This is a genomic window from Escherichia albertii NBRC 107761 = DSM 17582 (assembly GCF_000759775.1).
Classification (GTDB): Bacteria; Pseudomonadota; Gammaproteobacteria; order Enterobacterales; family Enterobacteriaceae; genus Escherichia; species Escherichia albertii.
On the sequence record NZ_BBMY01000071.1, the window covers coordinates 1 to 24825 of the forward strand.

The 24825-nt window shown below is 49.8% G+C and carries 23 protein-coding genes; 6 read left to right on the plus strand and 17 right to left on the minus strand.

All coding sequences use genetic code 11. The annotated features are described in order from the left end of the window. From rsxC to blr, 6 genes are all read right to left on the minus strand, one after another. Positions 1-1671 (minus strand): electron transport complex subunit RsxC (gene rsxC / locus EA14781_RS13270; RefSeq protein WP_042335763.1); only part of this gene is annotated, 1671 nt, incomplete at its 3' end. Next, a complete protein-coding gene (rsxB, locus tag EA14781_RS13275) occupies positions 1664-2242 on the minus strand; it encodes an electron transport complex subunit RsxB (protein WP_000991826.1) in 579 nt (192 codons plus the stop codon). The genes rsxB and rsxC, both read right to left, overlap by 8 nt. After that, positions 2242-2823, minus strand: a complete 582-nt coding sequence (rsxA, locus tag EA14781_RS13280) for an electron transport complex subunit RsxA (protein ID WP_000133191.1) — start codon at positions 2821-2823, stop codon at positions 2242-2244. The genes rsxB and rsxA overlap by 1 nt, the downstream gene beginning before the upstream one ends. Positions 2824-2899: 76 nt before the next feature. Then, positions 2900-3340, minus strand: coding sequence for a DUF2569 domain-containing protein (locus EA14781_RS13285; protein WP_002462224.1), 441 nt, complete (start codon positions 3338-3340; stop codon positions 2900-2902). A gap of 86 nt (positions 3341-3426) precedes the next feature. Next, positions 3427-3642, minus strand: a complete 216-nt coding sequence (gene ydgT / locus EA14781_RS13290) for a transcription modulator YdgT (protein ID WP_000217948.1) — start codon at positions 3640-3642, stop codon at positions 3427-3429. 272 nt (positions 3643-3914) lie between these two features. Next, positions 3915-4040 (minus strand): division septum protein Blr, encoded by a 126-nt coding sequence (gene blr, locus EA14781_RS13295; RefSeq protein WP_032275219.1) that lies wholly within the window; start codon positions 4038-4040, stop codon positions 3915-3917. Positions 4041-4282: 242 nt separating this feature from the next. On the opposite strand from blr, the gene EA14781_RS13300 reads away from it, so the two are divergent. After that, a complete protein-coding gene (locus EA14781_RS13300; protein ID WP_001282547.1) occupies positions 4283-5323 on the plus strand; it encodes an oxidoreductase in 1041 nt (346 codons plus the stop codon). 97 nt (positions 5324-5420) lie between these two features. On the opposite strand, the gene add is transcribed toward EA14781_RS13300, so the two are convergent. The 3 genes from add to malX all read right to left on the minus strand — a co-directional run bounded on the left by add (position 5421) and on the right by malX (position 9300). Continuing rightward, positions 5421-6422, minus strand: a complete 1002-nt coding sequence (gene add, locus EA14781_RS13305) for an adenosine deaminase (RefSeq protein WP_000567526.1) — start codon at positions 6420-6422, stop codon at positions 5421-5423. 103 nt (positions 6423-6525) lie between these two features. Next, on the minus strand, positions 6526-7698 hold the full coding sequence (malY, locus tag EA14781_RS13310) for a bifunctional maltose regulon transcriptional repressor/cystathionine beta-lyase MalY (RefSeq protein ID WP_000459386.1): 1173 nt from the start codon (positions 7696-7698) through the stop codon (positions 6526-6528). 9 nt (positions 7699-7707) lie between these two features. Beyond that, positions 7708-9300 carry a PTS maltose transporter subunit IICB gene (gene malX, locus EA14781_RS13315; RefSeq protein WP_000125579.1) on the minus strand — a complete coding sequence of 531 codons (1593 nt, stop codon included), beginning with the start codon at positions 9298-9300 and terminating at the stop codon, positions 7708-7710. Between the two features lie 175 nt (positions 9301-9475). Between malX and EA14781_RS13320 the strand changes: the two genes are divergently transcribed. Both EA14781_RS13320 and hdhA read left to right on the plus strand, forming a co-directional pair. Continuing rightward, the gene (locus EA14781_RS13320; protein WP_000179494.1) at positions 9476-10504 is read left to right on the plus strand and encodes a Mal regulon transcriptional regulator MalI; all 1029 of its coding nucleotides are present in this window, start codon (positions 9476-9478) and stop codon (positions 10502-10504) included. 110 nt (positions 10505-10614) lie between these two features. Then, positions 10615-11382, plus strand: coding sequence for a 7-alpha-hydroxysteroid dehydrogenase (hdhA, locus tag EA14781_RS13325; RefSeq protein ID WP_000483382.1), 768 nt, complete (start codon positions 10615-10617; stop codon positions 11380-11382). Positions 11383-11579: 197 nt separating this feature from the next. Here the strand turns inward: hdhA and EA14781_RS13330 are convergent, their stop codons facing one another. Together EA14781_RS13330 and manA are read right to left on the minus strand one after the other, a co-directional pair. After that, positions 11580-13088, minus strand: a complete 1509-nt coding sequence (locus EA14781_RS13330) for a YdgA family protein (RefSeq protein ID WP_000749396.1) — start codon at positions 13086-13088, stop codon at positions 11580-11582. A gap of 100 nt (positions 13089-13188) precedes the next feature. Then, positions 13189-14364, minus strand: coding sequence for a mannose-6-phosphate isomerase (manA, locus tag EA14781_RS13335; protein WP_001170633.1), 1176 nt, complete (start codon positions 14362-14364; stop codon positions 13189-13191). A gap of 197 nt (positions 14365-14561) precedes the next feature. On the opposite strand from manA, the gene fumB reads away from it, so the two are divergent. Further along, positions 14562-16208 carry a class I fumarate hydratase gene (gene fumB / locus EA14781_RS13340; RefSeq protein ID WP_000066651.1) on the plus strand — a complete coding sequence of 549 codons (1647 nt, stop codon included), beginning with the start codon at positions 14562-14564 and terminating at the stop codon, positions 16206-16208. Between the two features lie 142 nt (positions 16209-16350). Then, a complete protein-coding gene (fumC, locus tag EA14781_RS13345; protein ID WP_001099073.1) occupies positions 16351-17754 on the plus strand; it encodes a class II fumarate hydratase in 1404 nt (467 codons plus the stop codon). On the opposite strand, the gene tus is transcribed toward fumC, so the two are convergent. The 3 genes from tus to rstA form a co-directional block, all read right to left on the minus strand. Beyond that, complete coding sequence (tus, locus tag EA14781_RS13350; protein ID WP_000135177.1) at positions 17751-18680, minus strand: DNA replication terminus site-binding protein; 930 nt, start codon at positions 18678-18680, stop codon at positions 17751-17753. The two genes, fumC and tus, sit on opposite strands and share 4 nt — an antisense overlap. A gap of 74 nt (positions 18681-18754) precedes the next feature. Continuing rightward, on the minus strand, positions 18755-20056 hold the full coding sequence (gene rstB / locus EA14781_RS13355) for a two-component system sensor histidine kinase RstB (protein WP_000732471.1): 1302 nt from the start codon (positions 20054-20056) through the stop codon (positions 18755-18757). Positions 20057-20059: 3 nt separating this feature from the next. Beyond that, positions 20060-20779: a two-component system response regulator RstA gene (gene rstA / locus EA14781_RS13360; RefSeq protein WP_002462221.1), complete on the minus strand. Its 720-nt coding sequence runs from the start codon at positions 20777-20779 to the stop codon at positions 20060-20062. Positions 20780-20907: 128 nt separating this feature from the next. Here rstA and EA14781_RS13365 point away from each other — a divergent pair, with 128 nt between their 5' ends. Then, entirely contained in the window at positions 20908-21243 is a 336-nt protein-coding gene (locus tag EA14781_RS13365) for a GlpM family protein (protein ID WP_000524881.1), read from the plus strand. On the opposite strand, the gene folM is transcribed toward EA14781_RS13365, so the two are convergent. From folM to ydgH, 3 genes are all read right to left on the minus strand, one after another. Next, positions 21240-21962, minus strand: coding sequence for a dihydromonapterin reductase (gene folM / locus EA14781_RS13370; RefSeq protein WP_000520813.1), 723 nt, complete (start codon positions 21960-21962; stop codon positions 21240-21242). The genes EA14781_RS13365 and folM overlap by 4 nt on opposite strands. A gap of 37 nt (positions 21963-21999) precedes the next feature. Then, on the minus strand, positions 22000-23382 hold the full coding sequence (locus tag EA14781_RS13375; RefSeq protein WP_000412362.1) for an amino acid permease: 1383 nt from the start codon (positions 23380-23382) through the stop codon (positions 22000-22002). A gap of 185 nt (positions 23383-23567) precedes the next feature. Beyond that, positions 23568-24512 (minus strand): DUF1471 family protein YdgH, encoded by a 945-nt coding sequence (gene ydgH, locus EA14781_RS13380; RefSeq protein WP_000769311.1) that lies wholly within the window; start codon positions 24510-24512, stop codon positions 23568-23570. Positions 24513-24825 lie beyond the last annotated feature (313 nt).

A 24825-nucleotide genomic window follows, 5' to 3' on the forward strand; every position in this document is an offset into this window, starting at 1 on the left:
AGCTTTACGCGGATCGGCAATGGGCGCTGCCTCGTTGGTCTGTTGCAATTCCGCCTGTTTCGCTCTGGCTTGCGCTTTTCTCGCTTCCCGGGCCGCAATAATCGCACTGTTATCCGGTCGTTCGCCGGCCTTAATCACAACAGGTTGCGTGGCCCGGGCTTGTTTCTCTTTCACCCGTGCCAGTGCAGCAGCAATCGCATCTTTGTCTTTAGCGGCAGGTTGTACCGCTGCGCTTTTATGTCGCTCCAGACGTGCTGCCTTCTCGCGTTCCAGACGTGCCTGCCGGGCTTCAAAACGTGCTTTCGCTTCTGCGGCGCGTTTTTCTTCCTGACGAATGGCCGCAATCTCCGCTTTTTCCTGGCGGAAATATTGCACCAGTGGAATATTGCTTGGGCAAACCCACGCGCAGGCGCCACATTCAATACAGTCAGCAATATTATGCGTGGTAGCTTTATCGTGCTGCTGGCCTTTACTGAACCAGTACAACTGTTGCGGCAATAAATCGGCAGGGCAGGCGTCAGCACAGGCGCTGCAGCGGATACAACTTTGCTCTTCCTGTGGTTCACCCAATTCACTGGCAGATGGTGCCAACAGGCAGTTGGTGATTTTTACCACCGGAACGTCAAGCCACGGCAATGTAAAGCCCATTAGTGGGCCGCCCATAATTACCATTTGATCGGCAGAAGGGCAAAAACCAGCATCAGTAAGCAGGTGTTTTACCGGGGTTCCCAGTCGTGCCCAGACATTGCCCGGACGCGTAATCGCTTCACCGGTCAGCGTTACGACGCGTTCGGTAATGGGCTCGCCGTCGATGACAGCTCGTTTCACCGCGTAAGCCGTACCAATATTTTGCATTAATACGCCAATATCCGATGAGCGACCGCCGTGCGGCACTTGCTTACCGGTCAGAATGTACGTTAACTGTTTGGCGCCGCCGGAAGGGTATTTAGTCGGAATAACGCGCAATGAAATATCGTGAGAATCCGCCAGAACCGCGCGCAGCATGGAAATCGCCTGCGGTTTGTTATCTTCAATACCGATAAGAATTTCGCGCGGCTGGAGGATATGCGCAAGAATGCGAATGCCCTCTACAACCTGGGCAGCACAATCCTGCATCAGACGGTCATCGGCAGTAATATACGGCTCGCATTCAGCGGCATTGATGATCAAGGTTTCGATTTTATCGCCGCCGCCCTGCAATTTAACGCCTGTCGGGAAGCCTGCGCCGCCAAGCCCGGCGACGCCAAACTGATGAATGCGTTCAATTAACGCTTCCCGGCTACGTGAGCGATAATCGACCCAACCATCGCGTGGGATCCAGCGGTCTTCGCCATCGGCATCAATAATCACGCTTAATTCAGCTAATGCCGAAGGATGTGCGGTAGAGTGGGGCGCAATGGCTGTTACGGTACCGGATGTGGGCGCGTGAACAGGCAGCATTTTGCCGCGACCACGAGTCAGAGGCTGACCGCGCAGCACTTTATCGCCAACGCTGACGCACAACTCGCCTTCTGCGCCAATATGCTGTTTTAGCGGCATAACAAAACGTTGCGCCAGTGGAACCTGACGCAAGGGAGTACCGTTAGACTGAGTTTTCATCTCCGGTGGATGAATGCCGCCATTGAAGTCCCAGATTTTATTTTTTTTGAAAGCAGAGAATAACTTAAGCATGGTGTTCCACAGGAATGATACGCACGGGAATGGTGTTCAGATCCCATTTCCAGCTGTCAGGCGTTTCTGCGACCGGTTGTAAGGAAATGCATTGTGTCGGGCACGGGTCAACACACAGATTGCAGCCTGTGCACAGTTCGCTCATCACTGTATGCATGGAACGGGTGGCACCGACAATGGCGTCTACCGGACACGCCTGAATACATTTGGTGCAGCCAATACAGTTATTTTCATCGATAACCGCCACCATACGCGCTGGCGTCAACTCTTGTGCATCGCCGTCCAGTGGTTGTGGCTCGACATTAAGCAGCCCGGCAATTTTCAACATTACGGCTTCCCCGCCGGGCGCGCAGCGGTTGATCTTTTCCCCATTGCAGCTTATAGCTTCCGCATACGGGCGGCAGCCAGGATAGCCGCACTGACCACACTGGCTCTGTGGTAAAATTTCGTCAATTTTCTCAACGACCGGATCGTCTTCCACCGCAAAACGGCGGGAGGCATAACCCAGAATGGCGCCAAACACCAAGCCTAACAGGCTCACGGCGGCAACGGCAATCCAGATAGCATTCATTACAACTTCACCAAACCACTAAAGCCCATAAAGGCCAGAGACATAAGACCTGCGGTAATCAGTGCAATGGCATTACCGCGGAAAGGGGCCGGGACATCGGCTATAGCCAGGCGTTCGCGTATCGCGGCGAAAAGCACCATTACCAGTGAGAAGCCGACGGCGGCGGAAAAACCGTACAGCGCCGACTGCAAGAAATTATGTCCGAGATTAATATTCAACAATGCTACGCCAAGCACCGCACAGTTTGTGGTTATCAGCGGCAGAAAAATGCCCAGTAGACGATAAAGTACAGGGCTGGTTTTACGCACAACCATCTCGGTGAACTGCACGACTACGGCAATCACCAGAATAAATGCCAGCGTACGCAGGTAAATCAGATTGAGCGGGATTAAAATCCACGTGTCGATAAGCCAGGCGCAGATTGACGCCAGCGTCATGACAAATGTTGTTGCCAGCCCCATCCCCATCGCGGTTTCCAGCTTTTTGGAAACGCCCATAAACGGACAGAGGCCCAGAAACTTGACCAGTACAAAGTTGTTGACCAGTACGGTTCCGACAAACAGTAACAGGTAATCAGTCATTTTTCGGCCTGAAATAAAAAAGCCGCCTATTATCCGATAATCCAGAGGAGGCGACAACAGGTTAACTGTAAGGTTATTACGGATTCACAAACGTCGTTTTGACCCGGGATGAACGCTTGAAATAGGGGACGATCAATGCGGTTGCCAGCAACGTAAACAGCAATTGGCGGACGGCTACTCCATCCTCAACGGGTGAAAAAGCGAAGGCTTTAACCGACAGTAATACGGAAACCAATAGCCAGATAATATAGTGTTTAGGAACACAGCGCCGACGTTTAAAGAATGCAATGGTCAACCACAATGTGTAATACCACATGGCGATGGCAGTAATAAAAGAAACGCCCCATAAGATTTGCGTTGTCAGGAGTTGTTCGCCGAGCGTTTTAAATGTTTGCAGAGAAGATAGCGCCACAGTATACAGCAACAGCGCCAGTGTCGTACTTAACAAGGCGACTAACAGCCAGGCTAACGGGCCAAGCAACCAGCCTCCAATACGTTGTGGCGTTGTGGTGGTCATAAGTTCTCCAGAAAAGCGACAGCAAACAGACAAATCTGATATTAGGGGCGCTATTATAAAGCTTTTATAATCGATCGCTACTTTCTTTATTGAACGTAATGCCAGACAGACTTCGGAACCTGACCGAGGTCAAACAAACGTCCGCCAGAGACCAGTTCTGCGCGACGATGATCGGCTGCACGGTACATATTTATAATGTCCAGATCGTCCGTCAGAGTGTAATTAAGGTGATCGTAGAGTTTTTCCAGGCTTTCAAGTGAACTGATTTTACGAAATTTTAATAAGTAGTCCTGAACAGTCATAAATGATCCATAAAATAACTAATACCATCGGGGTAGATATTATTTGTAATGACAAAAATTCACCGAAGGTGAACACTTGTGCAATAGCAATAATAAGACTGCGCTAATGCAAATATTCAGGGAATAAATACTGCTAAGAAAAGAGTAACGTGCTTTACTCCCCCTGACAATCGTTAACAACGCCGAACAAGATAATAAATTCCTGGTTTATATAGCCAATAAGTTAGACATGCGCCCAAAGGGGCTGCATGTTGTTCTGCAAGAGCAGAGGGCTATTTGTGCTGTACCGGGGCACTCTGCTCAGGTGGCTGGTAGTTGTCGATGTGACTGGCCACGCCAAGAAGAATGACTGAAATGGTAAGAACGATCCAACCTGTTAATTCAATAAGACGATTCATTACTGCCCACATCTATGTTGATTGATCCATTAACGACAGAGCATAAATGTTACTTAGCAATAATTGCTCCAGCAAGATTTTTGCCAATGTTTTTACGACATTTATCTTTAATCTTGGGAGAAATCGCTATTTCTTTGACTTAAGTTAAACAACGACCTGGCGATGCCGGCAGGTTATTAAATTGTTGTGAGCGGATAAAGGATAGTGTCAAATAGCGATCTACTTCACTGAGGGGCGATGACATGAGCGACAACATTCGTGTTGGGTTGATTGGGTACGGCTATGCGAGTAAAACCTTCCATGCGCCCTTAATTGCGGGTACGCCCGGGCTGGAGCTGGCTGTGGTTTCCAGTAGCGACGAAACAAAAGTAAAGGCCGACTGGCCGATGGCTGCGGTTGTCCCTGAGCCGAAGCATATCTTTAATGATCCCAGCATAGATTTAATCGTCATTCCTACCCCCAACGATACCCATTTTCCGTTAGCCAAAGCAGCGCTGGAAGCGGGAAAACATGTCGTTGTCGATAAACCTTTTACCGTGACACTGTCACAAGCGCGGGAGCTTGATGCGCTGGCAAAGCGTGTGGGGCGCGTGCTGTCGGTCTTTCATAACCGCCGCTGGGACAGTGATTTCCTGACGCTGAAAGGACTGCTTGCGGAAGGCGTACTGGGTGAAGTTGCTTACTTTGAATCTCACTTTGACCGTTTTCGCCCACAGGTGCGCGATCGCTGGCGTGAACAGGGCGGTCCTGGCAGCGGTATCTGGTACGATCTGGCGCCGCATCTGCTCGATCAGGCCATTATGTTGTTTGGTTTACCGATCAGTATGACAGTGGATTTAGCGCAATTACGTCCAGGGGCGCAGTCGACCGATTATTTTCACGCTATTTTGTCCTATCCACAGCGACGGGTTATTTTACATGGCACTATGCTGGCGGCGGCAGAGTCTGCGCGCTATATCGTTCACGGGTCACGTGGCAGCTATATTAAATATGGTCTTGATCCGCAGGAAGAGCGTCTGAAAAATGGCGAACGATTGCCGCAGGAAGATTGGGGCTATGATATGCGTGATGGCGTACTGACGCGAGTCAAAGGTGACGAACGTGTCGAAGAAACGCTGCTGACAGTGCCGGGAAATTATCCGGCTTATTACGCGGCTATTCGTGATGCATTGAATGGCGACGGCGAAAATCCGGTTCCGGCAAGCCAGGCCATTCAGGTGATGGAACTTATTGAACTTGGTATCGAATCCGCCAGACATCGCGCGACGTTGTGCCTGGCGTGATTATTGATTTTGTTGACCGGATAGGGCGTTACGCCGTATCCGGCGATAAGTTTAATGCCTGATACGACGCTGGCGCGTTTTCTCAGGCAGCACGCTCTTATTTTGTTGCTACTTTTTCCCGCAGCGCACGTTTCTCATCAGCACTTAAAAAAGCCATCTCCAGACCGTTGATTTGTGCCTGGCGAATTTGCTCGCGGGATAATCCTGCAGCAGGTGCGGCAATAGTATATTCATGAATGATATCTACGCCCTGTACACCAGGATCGTCGGTATTAATGCTGGCGCGTATGCCATGCTCAAGGAACGTTTTCAACGGATGCGCCTGCAGAGAAGCCACGGTGCTGGTCTGAATGTTCGAAGTCAGGCAGGATTCAATACCAATTTGTTGTTCGGCGAGGAAATCCATCAACGCCCGATCTTCAATCGCTTTCACACCATGACCAATACGCTCCGCGCCCAGTTCACGAATGGCTTGCCAGATGCTTTCCGGTCCGGCGGCTTCGCCAGCGTGAACAGTAATATGCCAGCCTGCATCACGTGCGCGGTTAAAATGGGAAAGGAACAGGTTCCCCGGAAAACCCAGCTCATCGCCAGCTAAATCCAGCGCGGTAATCTGGTCACGGTGGGTCAGAAATGCCTCCAGTTCTTGCTGGCAGGCGGCTTCGCCAAAAGTCCGGCTCATAATCCCGATGAGTTTCGCTTGTACGCCAAAGGTGCGGCAACCTTCGCGTACGCCATCAATAACCGCTTCGACAACGCCAGCAACAGGTAACTGATGCGCCATTGCCATGTAACCCGGCGAAAAACGCAGTTCAACATAATGCAAGCCGTTACGGGCAGCATCTTCAATGTTTTCAAACGCAACGCGGCGGCAGGCGTCAAGAGACGCCAGAACTTTAACGCCCCAGTCAAGTTTGGTCAGAAAGCTAACCAGATCGGGTTCGTTGGCGGTGACCTGAACGTGGGGGATCAACGTTTCCAGAGATTGTGCAGGAAGCGAGATATTATACTGGCGGCCAAGTTCAAGGATGGTCTGGGGGCGAATGTTGCCATCAAGGTGGCGATGAATATCAGTTAATGGCAGGGTGGTATCAATCATGGTCGCACTCTTTTTCTGGGTATATAAAGTGCGCATCATTATAAAAACAAAACAGGGTAAAAATCTATGTTGCGCAACGATTATATTCGTTGCGCAATCACAATCAGCGTACGGCGCGGATGGCGTTAATCAACCCGGCGGCGCCTTTCTCCAGTTTTGAACGCGGACATCCGGCATTGAGACGCACAAAGCCGCGACCTTCTTCACCATAGGTATATCCTGGCATAATCGCCACTTTTTCTTGCTCAATCAGGGCTCTTTGCAACGCGTTGTCGTCTATATTCAGTGGCCGGAGATCAAGCCAGGCCAGATAAGTGGATTGTGGAATTTGCCAGTTTAGCTCCGGGAATGCGGTATTCATCGTATCTGCAATATACGTCAGATTGTCTTTCAGATAGACGCGTAAGGCATCCAGCCACGGTGCGCCTTGCTGATAGGCGGCGATATGTGCGGTAAGCGCCAGTACGGCAGGCGAAGATAACCCATCACGACCTTTCAGCGCCGATAAGTACGCTTCGCGGCTATTGCTATTTTCAATAATCCCGTAAGCACCTGTCAGGGCGGGAATATTGAAGCTTTTTGAGCCTGAGGTCAGTAGCGCCCAATTTCCGCGCGCCACGTTGCTCCAGGGAATATGTGGTTGCTTGCCCCACACCATATCCATATGAATCTCATCGGAAATGACTCGCACACCATGACGTTCGCACAGATCGGCCATTGTCTCCAGCTCATCGCAAGTCCAGACTTTGCCGGTAGGGTTCTGCGGACTACACAGGAGCATAATTTTACACTCCGGTTGCGCCAACACAGCTTCCAGTTTATCCATGTCACAAAACCAGCCATCAGCCCGCTTCTCTAAAGCAACGGGCATCACTGTGCGTTGATTACCCTCAATGGCTTTGTAAAATGCGTCGTAGGCAGGGGTATGGATCACCACACCTTCGCCGACTTCAGACCACTGACGAATCAGCTCTGACACTATATAGATAACCGAAGGGCCATACACCACTGACTGCGTATCAATGGCAGTGTAATGTTGCGTTGAAAACCAGTGAGCAATTGCCGCAAGAAACTCATCGTTTTTCCAGCGGCTGTAGCCAAAGACACCGTGCATCAGGCGCTGATTCAGCGCCTCAATAATGCAGGGAGCAGTGGCAAAATCCATGTCTGAAATCGTGAACGGCAACAGGTCAGCAGTACCGAAACGATCGGCGACATAATCCCACTGCGTACACCATGTGCCATGACGATCCACGACCTTTGAAAAATCGAACATATCTTATCCTTATGCCTGAACCGCGCGCATCAGACCGTCCATTTCATCTTTCACCGACTGAACTTGCGGCCCGATAACCACTTGCAGGTTATGTTGATTAAGTTGTACTACGCCAATGGCCCGATTGTCCTTCAGCGCCTGTACATTAACAAGCGACATATCTTTCACTGATAAACGCAGACGGGTAATGCAGTTATCGAGGCTGACAATATTGTCGGCGCCGCCGAGGGCTTCAAGGATTGCTGGTACGTTATAGCCCGATTTACCCGGTGTACCGGCAACGGCTTTTTCAATTGAACTGGCGGCTTCACTATCGCGACCCGGCGTTTTCAGATTGAAACGAGTGATAGCGAAACGGAAGATGGCGTAGTAAACGACAAACCAGATTGCCGCAACTACTGGCACCATGTACCACTTGGTAGACAAGCCATGCAAAATACCGAACACCACAAAGTCGATGATATTGCCGTCAGTGTTACCGATAGTGACGCCGAGAATGGACATCACGGTAAAGCCGAGGCCGGTTAACAGCGCGTGGATCACATACAGAACAGGAGCAACAAAGAGGAACAGGAATTCCAACGGTTCGGTCGTACCACCAACGACACAAGCAATCAGACCAGAAATCAGCAGTCCTTTAATTTTGTGGCGATTTTCCGGGCGAGCGCAGTGATACATTGCTAATGCCGCTCCTGGCAGGCCGCCGAGGAACGCAGGCATTTTGCCCTGAGAGAGGAAACGCGTAGCGCTTTCAGAGAAACCTTGAGTGGTTGGGCAGCTTAATTGCGCCTGGAAGATAGTCAACGCGCCGCTTACGGTTTGACCACAAACTTCCTGCGTACCGCCTGCGTCGGTAAAGCGAATTAATGCCACCAGAATGTGATGCAGACCAAACGGCAGCAGCAGGCGCTCGCCAGTACCAAACAACATCGGCCCGAAATCGCCTGCGCTGTTGATCATATGGCCTAAGCCGCTAATACCCATGGCGAAAATCGGCCAGACCAACGGAATAACCAGTCCGATAAGCCCCATTACCAGCGAGGAGATAATCGGCACGAAGCGCGTACCGCCGAAGAATGCCAGTGCATCCGGCAGGCGGATATTATGAAAACGCTCATGCAGCATCCAGACGATAATACCGGCGATCACCGCACCGAGGATCCCTGTGTCGATCGACTGGATCCCGAGAATGCTTTGGATGTTATTGGCTTTCAGAACGGCGGCATCAGCGGTTGGCAGAATGCCTTTATTGGTCAACCAGAAGTTAACTGCCAAGTTCATCACCGCGTAGCCAACAAAACCGGCAAATGCTGCTACGCCTTTGTTCTCACGCGCCAGCCCCAGAGGGATCGCGATACAGAACATTACTGGCAGAAAGCTAAAAGCGAATGAACCAATCTTACTCATCCAGGTAAAGATGGCCTGCAATACAGGGTTGCCCAATGCCGGGATCAGAGTGATAACATCGTGGCTACTGAGAGAACTGCCAATCCCCAACATAATGCCGCAGAACGACAGTAACGCGACAGGTAACATGAAGGTTTTGCCTAACTGCTGGAAGAATTCCCACAGTGTGACTTTCGGTGCTGTTTTCGCCGTCATAAAACGACTCCTCGTTAAGAACAGTCTGGGGTCAATAAGTTGCGCGAGAAGATAAAACGTTTTATCAAATTTTAGTGCGGCACAAATCACATTACGCAACGATAATAGGGCGTATAAAAGCAAATAATTGATAAAACGTTTTATCTGTCACATAACCAGGGAGAGAGTCGTCCGCATGGCTACCGCCAAAAAAATCACCATTCATGATGTTGCGCTGGCCGCGGGTGTGTCAGTGAGTACTGTTTCGCTGGTGCTGAGCGGCAAAGGGCGGATTTCTGCTGCGACGGGTGAACGGGTAAATGCGGCTATTGAAGAGCTTGGGTTTGTGCGTAATCGTCAGGCATCAGCGCTTAGGGGCGGTCAGAGTGGCGTCGTTGGTTTAATTGTTCGTGATTTAACCGCGCCGTTTTACGCTGAATTAACCGCCGGGCTGACGGAGGCGCTGGAAGCGCAGGGGCGGATGGTTTTTTTGCTACATGGCGGTAAAGACGGTAAACAACTGGCTCAGCGATTTTCCTTGTTGCTGAACCAGGGCGTTGATGGTGTGGTGATCGCCGGTGCGGCGGGAAGTAGTGATGACCTGCGGCGCATGGCGGAAGAAAAAGGTATCCCGGTTATTTTCGCTTCGCGCGCCAGCTATCTTGACGATGTTGATACTGTTCGACCTGACAACATGCAGGCGGCGCAGTTATTGACTGAGCATCTTATTCGTAGTGGGCATCAGCGTATCGCCTGGCTGGGAGGGCAAAGCTCTTCTCTGACTCGTGCGGAGCGGGTTGGCGGCTATTGTGCAACTTTATTGAAATTTGGCCTGCCATTTCACAGCGATTGGGTCGTTGAGTGCGTCTCCAGCCAAAAGCAAGCCGCGGAAGCCATCACTGCTCTTTTACGTCATAACCCGACCATCAGTGCTGTAGTCTGTTATAACGAAACTATTGCCATGGGCACGTGGTTTGGTTTATTGAGAGCAGGGAGGCAAAGTGGCGAAAGCGGAGTGGATCGTTATTTCGAGCAGCAGGTTTCGCTGGCGGGATTTACTGATGTGGTGCAAACAACGCTTGAGGATTTACCTATTATCTGGGCCAGCACGCCTGCACGGGAACTTGGCTTTACGCTTGCCGATCGCATGATGCAAAAAATTGGTCACGAAGAGAATCACTCACGAAACCTGATTATTCCAGCACGGCTCATTACGATGAAATAACCCACATGTTATCTGCTATACCTGGTAGTGTCTTTTCTCTGAGGATAGTGCTAAAAACGTCGCACACAGGCGGTGTTTTTTTATTTTACTGACGTTCACAGGAGGTTTATGTGTTTAATTCTGACAACCTGAGACTCGACGGAAAATGCGCCATCATCACTGGCGCCGGGGCTGGTATTGGTAAAGAAATCGCCATCACTTTCGCTACCGCAGGCGCATCAGTGGTGGTCAGTGATATTAATGCCGACTCAGCGAATCATGTTGTTGAGGAAATTCATCGCCATGGCGGGCAAGCATTTGCCTTTCATTGCGATATTACTTCCGAACAGGAGCTCTCCGCTTTGGCTGACTTTGCCGTCAGTAAATTGGGCAAAGTTGATATTCTGGTGAATAATGCCGGTGGTGGCGGTCCTAAACCGTTTGATATGCCAATGGCGGATTTTCGCCGTGCTTATGAGCTGAATGTTTTCTCATTTTTCTACCTGTCGCAACTTGTTGCACCGCAGATGGAAAAAAATGGCAGTGGTGTTATTTTGACCATCACCTCTATGGCGGCAGAAAATAAAAATAAAAACATGACCTCTTATGCGTCATCTAAAGCTGCTGCCAGCCATCTGGTCAGAAATATGGCTTTTGACCTTGGCGGAAAAAATATTCGGGTTAATGGCATTGCACCAGGTGCAATACTGACTGATGCCCTTAAATCCGTTATTACGCCAGAAATTGAACAGAAAATGCTGGAACACACGCCGATCAGACGCCTGGGCAAACCACAGGATATTGCTGATGCAGCGCTGTTCCTTTGTTCTCCGGCAGCCAGTTGGATAAGCGGACAAATTCTCACTGTCTCTGGTGGTGGGGTACAGGAGCTCAACTAATATGCTGGCAGGTCGGTAAACAACCATGTATTTCACGCATCCTGATCTTTTCTCTCCGCGGGTTGATGACGACCGTGTCCACGTTTAGTGCCTTCACTCCGCTGTATAAGAAACGTTTCTACTGAGTCGTGAAATTCTGCTAATTGTCATCAGCCTTAAATGCCGGAGAGAAAATTCTCCGGCATTCTGGACGTGAGTTACTGCTGTGGGATTGCCGGTACGGCCGGAACGGTAAGTGCTGGTATCGCAAACATGCCAACAAACTCTTCCAGAGGCATTTTCTGACCATTCAACGTGATCTGACCGTTAGCATATTGCAGGCTGGTGGTGATGACATTGTCCTGCAGAGTGGTCAGACGGAACATCTGGCCCATTGCCGAGGCGCCTTCAACTTGCTGCTGTGCCAGTTTTTTAGCTTTATCTTCTTGATAACCTTCCAGTTTTGCTACCTGTGTCATCAGTTCAGTTGCCATATCGACCGGAATGGTTAGTTTTGCATCCAGCGATTTTACCGAGCGGTCAACTTCCTGCGCCAGCGTTTGCGGCGCTTCTTTAGTCGTTGCCGGATCTTTCAGGAACAGCGATATATTCAGCGCGCTTTCTCCCTGACTGTTTTTCCAGCTTAATGGCGCGACAGTAATCACCGGATCGCCTTTCAACATCAGTGGCAGGGCGTTAAAGAAAGCTTCTGTCACTTTCTCCTGATAAAGCTCGGGATTATTGGCAATTTCTGGCTGTGCCAGCAGCGCCTGAGTTTGAGCATTATATTGTTGACTAAACTGATGCCAGGCTTCGCCGTCAATCTGGCCCACTTTTAAGGTTAGCTTGCCGCTCCCCAGATCCTGATTCTGTATTTTCAGGCTATTTAGCGAGTAATCCAGTTGGCTATTGATCGTTTTGCCGTCGTTTACAAGGTCTGATTTACCGCTGATCTCCATGCCTTCCAGCAATGCCAGCTCTTTACCTGCAACGGAAATAGTCATTTTTTCCAGCGACAGTTTTTGATTGCCTACACGCTCACCAAAACTTGCCAGCGTGCTGGAGCCGTCAGTTTTGAGATTATTAAAGGTCAACTGTACTTTCTGGTTGTACTCATTAACGGCGTCTATAATGCCGCTTTGCGCTTCTCCAGACAGAGAGATCGCTTTTCCATCTTTGTCGGCATTTAGTTGAAATTCACCGCCGCTAAAAGCAACTTTCTCGCCTTCTTGCTCGTAATTCAGTGGTTTGAGGGAAATATCAGAACTGGAGTCGCCGTTATAACCGATACGGGAATTAATCACAAAAGGTGTTTCACCTTTTGCCATCTCAAACAATGGGTTAGTGACGTTGGTATTGACCAGCGTCGTTTGAACTGAGGCCATCGACGGAATTAAATTCAGCTTTTTAAGCTGAGCCAGAGGGAAGGGGCCGTGGTCGATATTTTCGTTGAGGATGACGCTCTGCCCACTTTTAATCCACGGATTTTCTTTGCCAGCAACGGGTTTCACAACTAACTGCAACTGGCTACTAAATACGCCGCGATGATAGTTTTGATAGCTGACTTCGAGATTGGATTCAGGCGCTGTCAGTTTAAGTTGCGTATTCGCCTGCGCAACCATCTCTTCGAGATGCGTTTCCAGTTTCTTGCCTGTGTACCACGCGCCGCCTGTCCAGACTACGCCGAGCGCAACAATGACGCCTACCGCTACCAGCGATTTTTTCATAATGATTATCCGTAAAATGAAATCAGGCGGACAGGCCGCCTGAAAGTGTTATAAGCCTTTAATAAGCTTAGCAAGAGATGTTAACTATTTCAGTAAGCTCTTACAGTTTGTTGTAAACCCGGGCTAAACGGCCATGGCCTTTGACCTTGACTGGTGACTCATTGGCGGCAATAAACGCTGATTCGCCAGGTTTAAGCAGCAACTGCTGAGAGTCTTTATTTAGCGTGGCTTCGCCTTCTACGCAGAACAGAATCGCCGCGCTTTGTTGACCGATAGTGCACTCTTTATCGTTAAGGTCATGCAACGAGAAAGCAAAATCATCAACCGGGATCGGGAAGTCCAGCTCTGCGCCATGTTTTACTGGCTGGGTCAGCAACTGATTGGCTGGCTTAGCTTCGAACTTAACGTTGGCGACCAGTTCCGGGATATCAATATATTTTGGCGTCAGCCCCGCACGTAGCACGTTATCGGAATTCGCCATCACTTCCAGCGCCACGCCTTGCAGATAGGCATGTGGCGTTTCGGCGAACAGGAACATGGCTTCACCTGGATTCAGCTTCACCACATTCAACAGCAGCGGGGAGAACAGGCCGCTGTCATCCGGGTAAAATTCAGAAATTAAACGAATCGTTTGCCACGGTTCACCCTGTTGACTGTGGAGCGCCGATTTTAAAATTGCCAGTGCACGGGATTTCTCTTCACCTTGCATATTTAACAGGCTGGCGAACAGTTCGCTTAAGCGTTCGGCATTGGGCTGCTGTAAAAAGTGAGTAATGGCTGGATGCGCATCAGCGACTGGCTGGAGCAGAGAAACAATCTCGGAGAACTCACGAAACGCGTTCATCGCGAGGAAAGGGGTCAGAGCAAAAACCAGCTCCGGCTTGTGGTTCGGATCTTTATAGTTTCGCTCGGCGGCATCCATTGGGATACCGGCGGCATTTTCTTTGGCAAAACCGATTTCAGAATTGCGTTTGTTCGGATGAACCTGAATGGAGAGCGGCTGGGCTGCGCATAATACTTTGAACAGGAAAGGCAGTTCGCCAAAGCGCTGGGCAACAGCCTCTCCCAAAAGAGTGGATTTATTGCTTTCAATTACATCGCGCAGTGAAACAACCTCTCCGGCGGCGTTGTGCACACGTGAACTGCTCTTGGGATGTGCGCCCATCCATAATTCGGCCATCGGTTGGTTGGACGGATTCTCCATGCCATAAAGTTCAGTTAACGCTGTTTTGCTTCCCCAGGCATAGTTTTGCACTGAGTTAATGAGTTTTTGCATTATCAATCCCTGTTAGATATGGACATTAATCCCGTTATTAAAGCAAGAATCCCACAGGAAGTAACCTGGAGCCGCAAAAAGTCGTGCCAGTCTCAGTTTTTGTTAAAAAAGTGTGTAGGATAATGTAACTCGCTTTTAACAGGGCAATGGAACACTCGCCCAGAGCATAACCAAACCAGGCAGTAAGTGAGAGAACAATGTCAAACAAACCCTTTCATTATCAGGCTCCTTTCCCACTCAAAAAAGACGATACCGAGTACTACCTGCTGACCAGTGAACATGTCAGCGTATCTGAATTTGAAGGACAGGAGGTTTTGAAAGTCGCGCCAGAAGCGTTAACGCTGTTGGCGCGTCAGGCGTTTCATGATGCATCGTTTATGCTACGTCCGGCCCACCAACAACAGGTTGCCGATATTCTGCGCGACCCGGAAGCTAGCGAAAACGACAAATATGTGGCGTTGCAATTCCTGCGCAACTCCGATATTGCCGCGAAAGGTATTCTGCCAACCTGCCAGGATACCGGCACAGCGATTATCGTTGGTAAAAAAGGGCAGCGTGTATGGACCGGTGGTGGCGATGAAGCGGCGCTGGCCCGCGGCGTGTACAACACCTATATTGAAGATAACCTGCGTTACTCACAAAACGCGCCGCTGGATATGTATAAAGAGGTGAATACGGGGACTAACCTGCCAGCGCAGATCGATCTTTATGCCGTTGATGGTGACGAGTACAAATTCCTCTGTATCGCCAAAGGGGGCGGTTCGGCAAACAAAACGTACCTCTATCAGGAAACCAAAGCGTTACTGACGCCGGGAAAACTAAAAAATTATCTGGTTGAGAAAATGCGCACGCTGGGTACAGCGGCATGTCCTCCGTACCACATTGCGTTTGTCATTGGCGGCACTTCGGCGGAAACCAACCTCAAAACCGTAAAACTGGCGTCGGCGAAATACTATGACGAGCTGCCAACGGAAGGGAATGAGCACGGTCAGGCGTTCCGCGATGTAGAGCTGGAAAACGAATTGCTGCTTGAAGCGCAAAATCTTGGACTCGGCGCCCAGTTTGGCGGTAAATATTTTGCTCATGACATTCGCGTTATTCGTCTGCCGCGTCATGGTGCATCTTGCCCGATCGGTATGGGAGTCTCCTGTTCCGCTGACCGTAATATCAAAGCGAAAATCAACCGTCAGGGGATCTGGATCGAAAAACTGGAACATAATCCAGGCAAATATATCCCGGAAGAGTTGCGTAAAGCGGGAGAAGGCGAAGCGGTGCGCGTTGATCTTAATCGCCCAATGAAAGAGATCCTCGCTCAGTTGTCGCAATATCCCGTTTCTACGCGTCTATCGCTGAACGGCACCATTATTGTCGGTCGCGATATCGCCCACGCTAAACTGAAAGAGCGTATGGATAACGGAGAAGGGCTGCCACAATACATTAAAGATCATCCGATTTACTATGCGGGTCCGGCAAAAACGCCGGAAGGTTATGCCTCCGGTTCTCTCGGCCCAACGACTGCCGGACGGATGGATTCCTATGTTGATCAACTGCAAGCGCAAGGCGGAAGTATGATCATGCTGGCGAAAGGCAACCGCAGCCAGCAGGTGACCGATGCTTGTAAAAAACACGGCGGTTTCTACCTCGGCAGTATCGGCGGCCCGGCAGCGGTACTGGCGCAAGGCAGTATAAAGAGTCTGGAATGTGTTGAGTATCCTGAGCTGGGAATGGAAGCTATCTGGAAAATAGAAGTGGAAGATTTTCCGGCGTTTATTCTTGTGGATGACAAAGGAAATGATTTCTTCCAACAAATACAACTCACGCAGTGTACCCGCTGCGTGAAATAAACAGAGCCGTCCTTCGGGACGGCTTTTTTATATGGCACGAAAGACCAAACATTTGTTATAAAATGGTAAATAATGAGTGAGCTAAAAGTTGCTTAACGAAAGCAAAGTAGAAAGAAAAAATTAATCAGGTGAGGAGCAGGCTATGAATACAGTTCGCAGCGAGAAAGATTCGATGGGAGCGATCGATGTCCCGGCAGATAAACTGTGGGGGGCACAAACCCAACGCTCACTGGAGCATTTTCGCATCTCCACGGAGAAAATGCCCACCTCACTGATTCATGCGCTGGCGCTGACTAAGCGTGCAGCGGCGAAAGTTAACGAAGATTTAGGTCTGCTTTCAGAAGAGAAAGCGAGAGCCATTCGCCAGGCGGCGGATGAAGTGCTGGCAGGACAACATGATGATGAGTTCCCGCTGGCAATCTGGCAAACGGGATCCGGTACGCAAAGCAATATGAATATGAATGAAGTACTGGCTAACCGGGCCAGCGAATTGCTTGGCGGCGTACGCGGAATGGAACGTAAAGTTCACCCTAACGATGACGTGAACAAAAGCCAAAGCTCCAATGATGTCTTCCCAACTGCTATGCACGTAGCGGCGTTATTGGCACTGCGTAAGCAACTCATTCCTCAGCTCAAAAACCTCACTCAAACTCTGAATGAGAAATCGCGCGCATTTGCCGATATCGTCAAAATTGGTCGTACCCACTTGCAGGACGCCACACCGCTGACCCTGGGACAGGAGATTTCTGGTTGGGTAGCGATGCTGGAGCATAATCTCAAACATATTGAATACAGCCTGCCTCACGTAGCGGAACTGGCGCTGGGCGGTACGGCTGTGGGCACAGGACTAAATACTCATCCAGAATATGCGCGTCGCGTGGCGGATGAACTGGCGGTGATTACCTGTGCGCCGTTTGTCACCGCACCGAACAAATTTGAGGCGCTGGCAACCTGTGATGCTCTGGTTCAGGCACATGGAGCGTTGAAAGGGCTGGCGGCGTCCCTGATGAAAATTGCTAACGATGTTCGCTGGCTGGCTTCCGGTCCACGTTGCGGCATCGGCGAAATCTCAATTCCTGAAAACGAGCCGGGCAGTTCCATCATGCCGGGGAAAGTAAATCCGACACAGTGTGAAGCATTAACCATGCTTTGTTGTCAGGTTATGGGCAATGACGTGGCGATCAATATGGGCGGCGCATCGGGTAACTTCGAACTGAATGTCTTCCGTCCGATGGTTATCCACAATTTCCTGCAGTCTGTGCGCTTACTGGCGGATGGCATGGAAAGTTTTAACAAACACTGCGCGGTGGGTATCGAACCGAATCGTGAACGAATTCATCAGTTGCTCAACGAATCATTGATGTTGGTAACCGCGCTCAATACCCACATTGGTTATGACAAGGCTGCGGAGATCGCCAAGAAAGCGCACAAAGAAGGGCTGACATTAAAAGCTGCAGCCCTTGCGTTGGGATATCTTAGCGCAACCGAGTTTGATAGCTGGGTACGACCAGAGGATATGGTCGGCAGTATGAACATCGGTCGTTAATCTGCAACATACAGGTGCAGCCGTGGAATGATTAATCGAAGCGGTTGCGCCTGGGGTTTATAGCGGTGCTGTACATTATCGGCATCGTAATTTAACAGCTCGCCAATATCCGGTATGCCAGCGCCATTATCGATACTAATCAACGCGATAAGCGGTGTCGGGCAGGCGTGCTGTACCTGCTTTTGCTCTCCTTTGTACCAGACCCGGGCAATCGGCTGTACCTTTACCGGACGTTTGATTTTTAACTTCGCATCCTGTGGCAGGGCTGCAATATCCCGATATTCACGTTCCAGTTTTGCCAGCCACTCTTCGCGTGTCCACGGCGCGACACTGCGGGGAGACTTTAGACTTTTTTCTAACTGTGCCAGCACTTCATCACGATGCAAATTCTTAATGATATGTTTATTGGCCCAGCCAAAACGTAACGTTGCGGGGTCGTGCAGAAGGGTGAGCGTGCGATAAGCGTTAAGGGTGATCAGCCCCGGTAAATGACGATGCACCCATTCAAAACGCGCTGCCGTAGGCAGTTCTGACTCAACCGTGACGATATGCTCGAAAGTGGTTTTAAGTTGATTGATGCGCTGTATATGACTTGCCAGCGCCGCTTGTGAAAGGTTATCGACCTGATAGCACAACACGCCAGGCAAACGGACAGCAGCCTTGCTGCTGCGGTTTTCTGACTGTTGCTGAATAAACAGATGACGGAAATGACGCAGCGCCAGCGCCTGTGCCTCTTTCCCAAGATGTTGCCTCACCTCAATGCGATTCAGCGGATTATGCTCATCCTCCTTTTTAACCTCCGGTAAAGAGAACACGCGAGCAACCAGCAACTTGTGCTGCTCAAGTTCAGCAGCAAACGCCGCCAGTTCTTGTTCCATCTGGCGAAAGGTGGTGTTGAGTCGGTCAACGAGATCGTAACGGGCCATAAAATTATCACTTTAGTTACAACATACTTTATATATAGCACGCTGGCGCCAGCTTAACCACCGTGCGGTTAGCGTCATGCAGCGCTAAATTGCGGGATGTTGTGCCATAGCGGCCAGCTAAATGAGAAGCGGGCGCCGCCTAATTCGCTGGTATCACAGCTTACTGAGCCGCCCATTGCCAGTGCGATGGAGTGGACAATCGCCAATCCCAGTCCACAGCCACCGGTTGCGCGGTCCCGGCTTGGATCGAGGCGGACAAAAGGCTCAAAGATATGCTCGCGATTTTCTGGCGCAATTCCTGAGCCATCATCTTCAACAATTAATGTTGCTCTGTTTCCTGACAGCAGCAGGCTGGTTTCAACCGTTGAATGGCAGTAACGCAGGGCGTTATTAAGCAAGTTATCCAGCACGCGTTCCATTAAGCGCATGTCCAGCGCCGCGTAATTTCCGGGTATGAGCGTTTTTAGCCGTACTGTTTTATCGGGATTCACCGCCTGAATATCTTCCAGATGTGTAGACAGCCAAAGCGGCAGGTCTGGCTCGCTTAGATGCAACTCATTTTGTGGACGGTCGAGTCGGGCATAGGTCAACAGTTCTTCAATTAAAGCTTCCAGTTGACTGATATCGCGGTTTAGCGCCAGGGATTCGCCTTCACTTAAATTGTCGCTCATCTCGAGTCGATAACGTAAACGCACTAACGGAGTCCGCAATTCGTGGGCAATCCCATCAATAAGCTGCTTTTTGCTGGCGATTAATGCGTTGATATTGTCCGCCATTTGGTTAAAGGCTACGCCAAGACGTTCAAAACTCGACCCATCATCAAAATGAATGCGTTCATTGAGATGACCATCGCCGAATCGTTGCGCCGCGGCTTCCAGTTTTAACATGTCCTGCCAGTGTGGGCGCATCCAGATAAACACCGGAAAAGCGAGGGAGATTGCAATAAAAGCGATCAGTCCGACATCCAGTAAACGCATTTGATGAAGGTAATAGAGATAGGGGACGGGCCCCACGGCCAGTACATAGTGACTCCGCGGTATGCGCTGTAAAAATGTGTACTGATCATCCAGGGCGACAATCTCGCCTTTGTGCAGCCGCTGCATGGCGATATCGTCAAGATGATATTTACCCAACGGCTCGACTCGCAGATCAAAAGAGAGGTTTAAATCCATCTCTTTCAAGGTCTTACCCCAGGCATGCGGCGGTATTTCCCGTAATTCGCTACGCATCAGATACAATGAACTGTTCATCAAATCATCCAGTGACTGCTTGCCCGCGCGTTCAGCGGTGAATTTGTACACCAGGCCAACCAGTAGGGACATCACCAGAAAGCAGACAAACAGTAAAAGATAAAACTGAATAAACAGTTTTTTCATTGCTTATTCCCACGCATGAGGCGCAAAGAGATAGCCTTTGTTACGCACAGTTTTTATGCGATAAGGCTCCGTGGCGTTATCGAGCAATTTTTTCCTTAACCGCGAAATTGCTACGTCTACGCTGCGATCCAGCCCATCATAACTGACGCCGCGCAGATTCTTCAGCAACGCATCGCGATCCATAATTTGCCCTGCATGGGTCGCTAATTCCCACAATAGTTCAAAATCGGCCGTCGAAAGCGAAACCTCATTATTGCCAAGGGTGACTACGCGGTTGATAGGGTCAATGATCAGCGAACCAAAATGCAATGCTTTGTAAGGTGTAAGGGACGTTTCCTGAAGACCTTTAGTCAGAGAGGCCTGTTCGCTTTGACGCAAATGCAAGCGTAATCGTGCAAGGAGTACAGCAGGAGGAGTAGTTTTGAGGATGTAATCGCAGGCGCCCATTTCCAGCGCCAGAATATGATTCATATCACTATCGAGGGATGTCAGCAGAACTATCGGTCCTGACCACTTTGCGCGTAAATCACGGCAGATAGTCATGCCGTCTTTGCCTGGCAGCATGATATCCAGGAGAACCAGATCTGGATTTTCACGCAGGATGGTCTCTTCGGCATGGTCACCGCGCGGTTCAACGGTAACTTGCATATCATGCTTTGCCAGGTACGCGGCGATCAGTGAACCGACTTCAGGATCATCTTCCACAAATACGATAGTGTTCATATTATTCACGGTAGATATAAAAACGTTACAATACACTGCGTTGTTTTTACTTACCATCAATCGTTTCTAAACAAGCAAGTATCAGGTATTCTACCGACGGCTTGTTATGAAAATGTTAAGGCGGAAGAATGGGGCTGGTAATAAAAGCCGCGCTTGGTGCGCTGGTGGTTGTGTTGATTGGTGTATTGGCAAAAACGAAAAATTACTATATTGCCGGGCTAATTCCGCTTTTCCCGACCTTTGCGCTCATCGCGCATTATATCGTTGCCAATGAGCGGGGAATTGAAGCTTTACGCGCAACGATAATCTTCAGTATGTGGTCAATCATTCCCTATTTTGTTTATCTGGCGTCGTTGTGGTATTTCACCGGAATGATGCGCTTACCCGCCGCTTTTATCAGCTCAGTTGCTTGCTGGGGGATAAGCGCATGGGTGTTGATTATCTGTTGGATGAAGCAGCATTAACGTAGATGACGACCGCCATCAAGCGGAAAACTGCGTCCAGTAACAAAGCAACTGGTGAGCAGATAATCGACTAAATCGATGACTTCTTTTTCTCCGGGCGCCGTTTTCATTAACGATTTATTCAGCGCCTGCTGACGATACTCCGCGTCATCATGTTCATTAAACAGGATCAGCGATGGTGCGATAGAATTCACTTTCACTTCCGGCGCCAGCTTGCGGGCGAATGAACGGGTCATATTATCCAGTGCTGCTTTGCTGGCGGCATAAGCGATATGTTTGTCGCTGCCGCGCTCTACCACGTAATCCGTGAAGTGAATAATATCACTGGCGGCGTGTCCGTGACCGCGCAGTAGTCTTTCCAGCGCATGGTTAAGCAGGTAAGGGGTATTAACGTGGATCTGCATCATACTGTTAAGCACGTCAGCCAGTGGCGTACCCGGCTTCTCCGCCATCCACGCGCTGGCATTATGCAAAATCGCGCGTAACCCATGGGTGCTTTTCAACACTTCATCAGCAAACGCCAGTACGCCATCGTTAGTGGAAAAATCCGCCTGGATACATTGCGCGCCAGCGTTTATCAGCCCATCAATGGCAGGATAGTGCGTCCGGTAACTGACAATCACAGGTTGCTTTTGATTAATGAAATGCCAGGCGAGAGCGAGACCGATACGACGGCCTCCGCCCGTGATTAATATTGGCAAGGACTGGGTTTTACCCATCGTTAATCTCCTTTGCAAACAAACGATGGGATAAATGTTATCCCACCAGCATCCAGGTCGCCGGAACCGAGGCAATTAAGAGCATGCCAATCAGCACCATTTCCTGACGATTCAGTACATTATCATGTGTATGCGTTTTACGCGCATACAGGAATACCAGCAGCCCTGGCGCATACAGTATTACAGACAATAGCAGGTGCATTGGGCCAGAGGCATACAATAACCATAAACCATAAATGCAGGCGCCAACACCTACAGCTTGATGCAGCGGGCGAGTGGCGATTTTCAGTAAGAATGCGCCAACAAGGAAATAAGGCACCAGAATCATTTCTGAAGCAATAGTCAGCAGAGTGTTGTAATCAGAGCCTGTCAGCCAGATCAGCACCAGGCAAATTTGCACGCAAATGTTGGTCAGCCACAGCGAGGCAGACGGCGCAGCTTGTGCATTCTGCCGGGCAAAAATACGCGGAAATGCTTTATGGGTAGCCGCCAGGAAGGGCACTTCCGCCGCCATGATGGTCCAGCTTAAATAAGCGCCACAGACGGAAACGATAAGTCCGGCAGCAATAATAATTTCTCCCCATGGCCCCATCATTTCCACCATCAGACCAGCCATGGACGGATTACGAATCTCTGCCAGCTCAGGGCGTGCCACCACCCCCAGAGAAAGTAGAGTTACCAGTAAATAAACGCCCAGCGCCGAAAGCACCGCCAGTAGCGTCGCCTTGCCAACGTCACGTTTATTACGTGCGCGCGCCGAAACCACCACAGCGCCTTCCACGCCAATAAACACCCACAGGGTGATCAGCATAGTATTTTTTACCTGTTCCCATACAGGTACGCCAAGTGCAAGGCCGGTAAAATCGAGTTTGAAAGTGTCCAGTTTGAACATTATCATCGCCAGCACAATAAACAGGCCTAACGGCAACAATTTTGCCAGTGTGGCGACCAGGTTAATGCTGGCGGCAGTCTGCACGCCGCGCAGAATCAAAAAGTGAACAATCCACAATAATGCTGATGCGCCGACGATCGATTGCCAGGTATTGCCATCGCCAAACAGGCGTAGTTCTGGTGTATCGGTGAAGAAACTTAATGCGGAAAAGACGATCACCAGATAGGAAACGTTGGCGATAACCGCGCACAGCCAGTATCCCCACGCGGAGCAGAAGCCGATTAACTCGCCAAAACCTTCACGGGCGTAGGTAAAGATACCTCCGTCAAGGTCGGGACGAATACGCGTAAGAATCAGCATCGCGAAGGCCAGTAATAAAATGCCTGCGCCTGTGATGCCCCAACCGATGAGCAATGCTGCCGGGCTGGCAACTGCCGCCATATTTTGTGGCAGACTGAAAACTCCTGCGCCAAGCATTGAGCTTAATACCAGCGCGGTGAGTGCGCTCAGTCCCAGTTTCTTTTCCATCGATATCCAGTGATTAAAACGTGTTCGGAAGAATAAATATTGGGGCAAAACGCATAAAAATGGTGTTTGCCGCTGAAGCGCGGGATTTTACGGAGAGATGTGACTGCATGCAATGGTCACAGGGAAATTTGTGACTAAAAATGCGAAAGGCGGCACGAAGCCGCCTTATCATAATAACTGAATAGTTATTTATACAGGTCGGCGCTGATGGTCATATTATTGCCGCGTTCCTGCCACTGGCGGGTAATATGGTAATACTTAGCGCCTTTCTTCGCGGCACGTTTAGCAACCTGGTAGGAAACTTCGGTCATGTTGCCGTAGTTTCCTGAGAACTTAATGCTGTCAAACGGCACCATCATTGCTGCAGTCGCTTTGTTCAGCTCTTCAATTTTCGTGCCATCAGGTAGCGTGACAGTGTAACGCCCACCTTTTGATGACTGGGTTTCAAAGAAGCGACCGACTTCAGAACTTGGTGATGCGGTGGTAGCTACGCCTGGGATTTCAACTTTCTTCGCTGCTTCGCCGCCGGCAGCCAGTGCCGCACGTCCGGCTTCGGAATCAGCCGGGATCACATCCGGGCTTTGTACTACGCGTTTCCTGGCATCTTGTTTGTAGATGAATGCGGTAATGCGCTGGTTGCCGCCCTGGTTAGCATCAATCTGGCGAACAATGTAGTAGGAGTATGCGCCTTTCGCTTTTGCCGCTTTGGTGATGGCATCGTTCACTTCCGGTTGGCTGCGGAAGAAGCCCTGCACGGTCACGGTATCATACGGCTCAATCAGGACGGCTTGCTCTTTAGGCAGCTCAATCACGCCATTAAAAACGCGATTCTTATCAGCTTCTGCTTTTTCAGCATCGGCTTTATAAAGATCGGCAACGACACGCCAGTTACCGCTATTACCGAAATCTGAAGTGTCGACAACATAAAAAGAGGCTGCGCCTTCTTTATCTGCCCGACGTGAAACGGCTTTCACTGCTTCGCCGATGGCATTAAAACGACCGGTAACTACTACGCGATCAAAAGGTTTAACCGCTGCCGCTTGCTCCGGTGTCAGTTCTGTTGCTGCGTTAACGGAAAATGCCGTAGCAGAAAGCAGTGCCGACGCCAGGAGGGTGTTCTTAAGCTTCATAAAAATAATCCTTCGCCTTGCGCAAACCAGGTACTGGTATTGTTATTAACGAGAAACGTGGCTGATTATTGCATTTAAACGGTGTAACTGTCTGCGTCATTTTTCATATCAGATTCCTTGATTTGATTTTAAACCTGATCGAATGACCGTCTATGCTTAAAAAAACGCCTTTGCAGTATAAAAACGGCTGAACCGACTGAATTGTATAAGTTAATTTAATGTTAATGGAGTAATCGTAGTGGGGCGATATCATGTTTTACCAGAGCAGAGAAGACAATTATCGTCTCTTAACCCGCGTTCTAAGGTGTTGGTG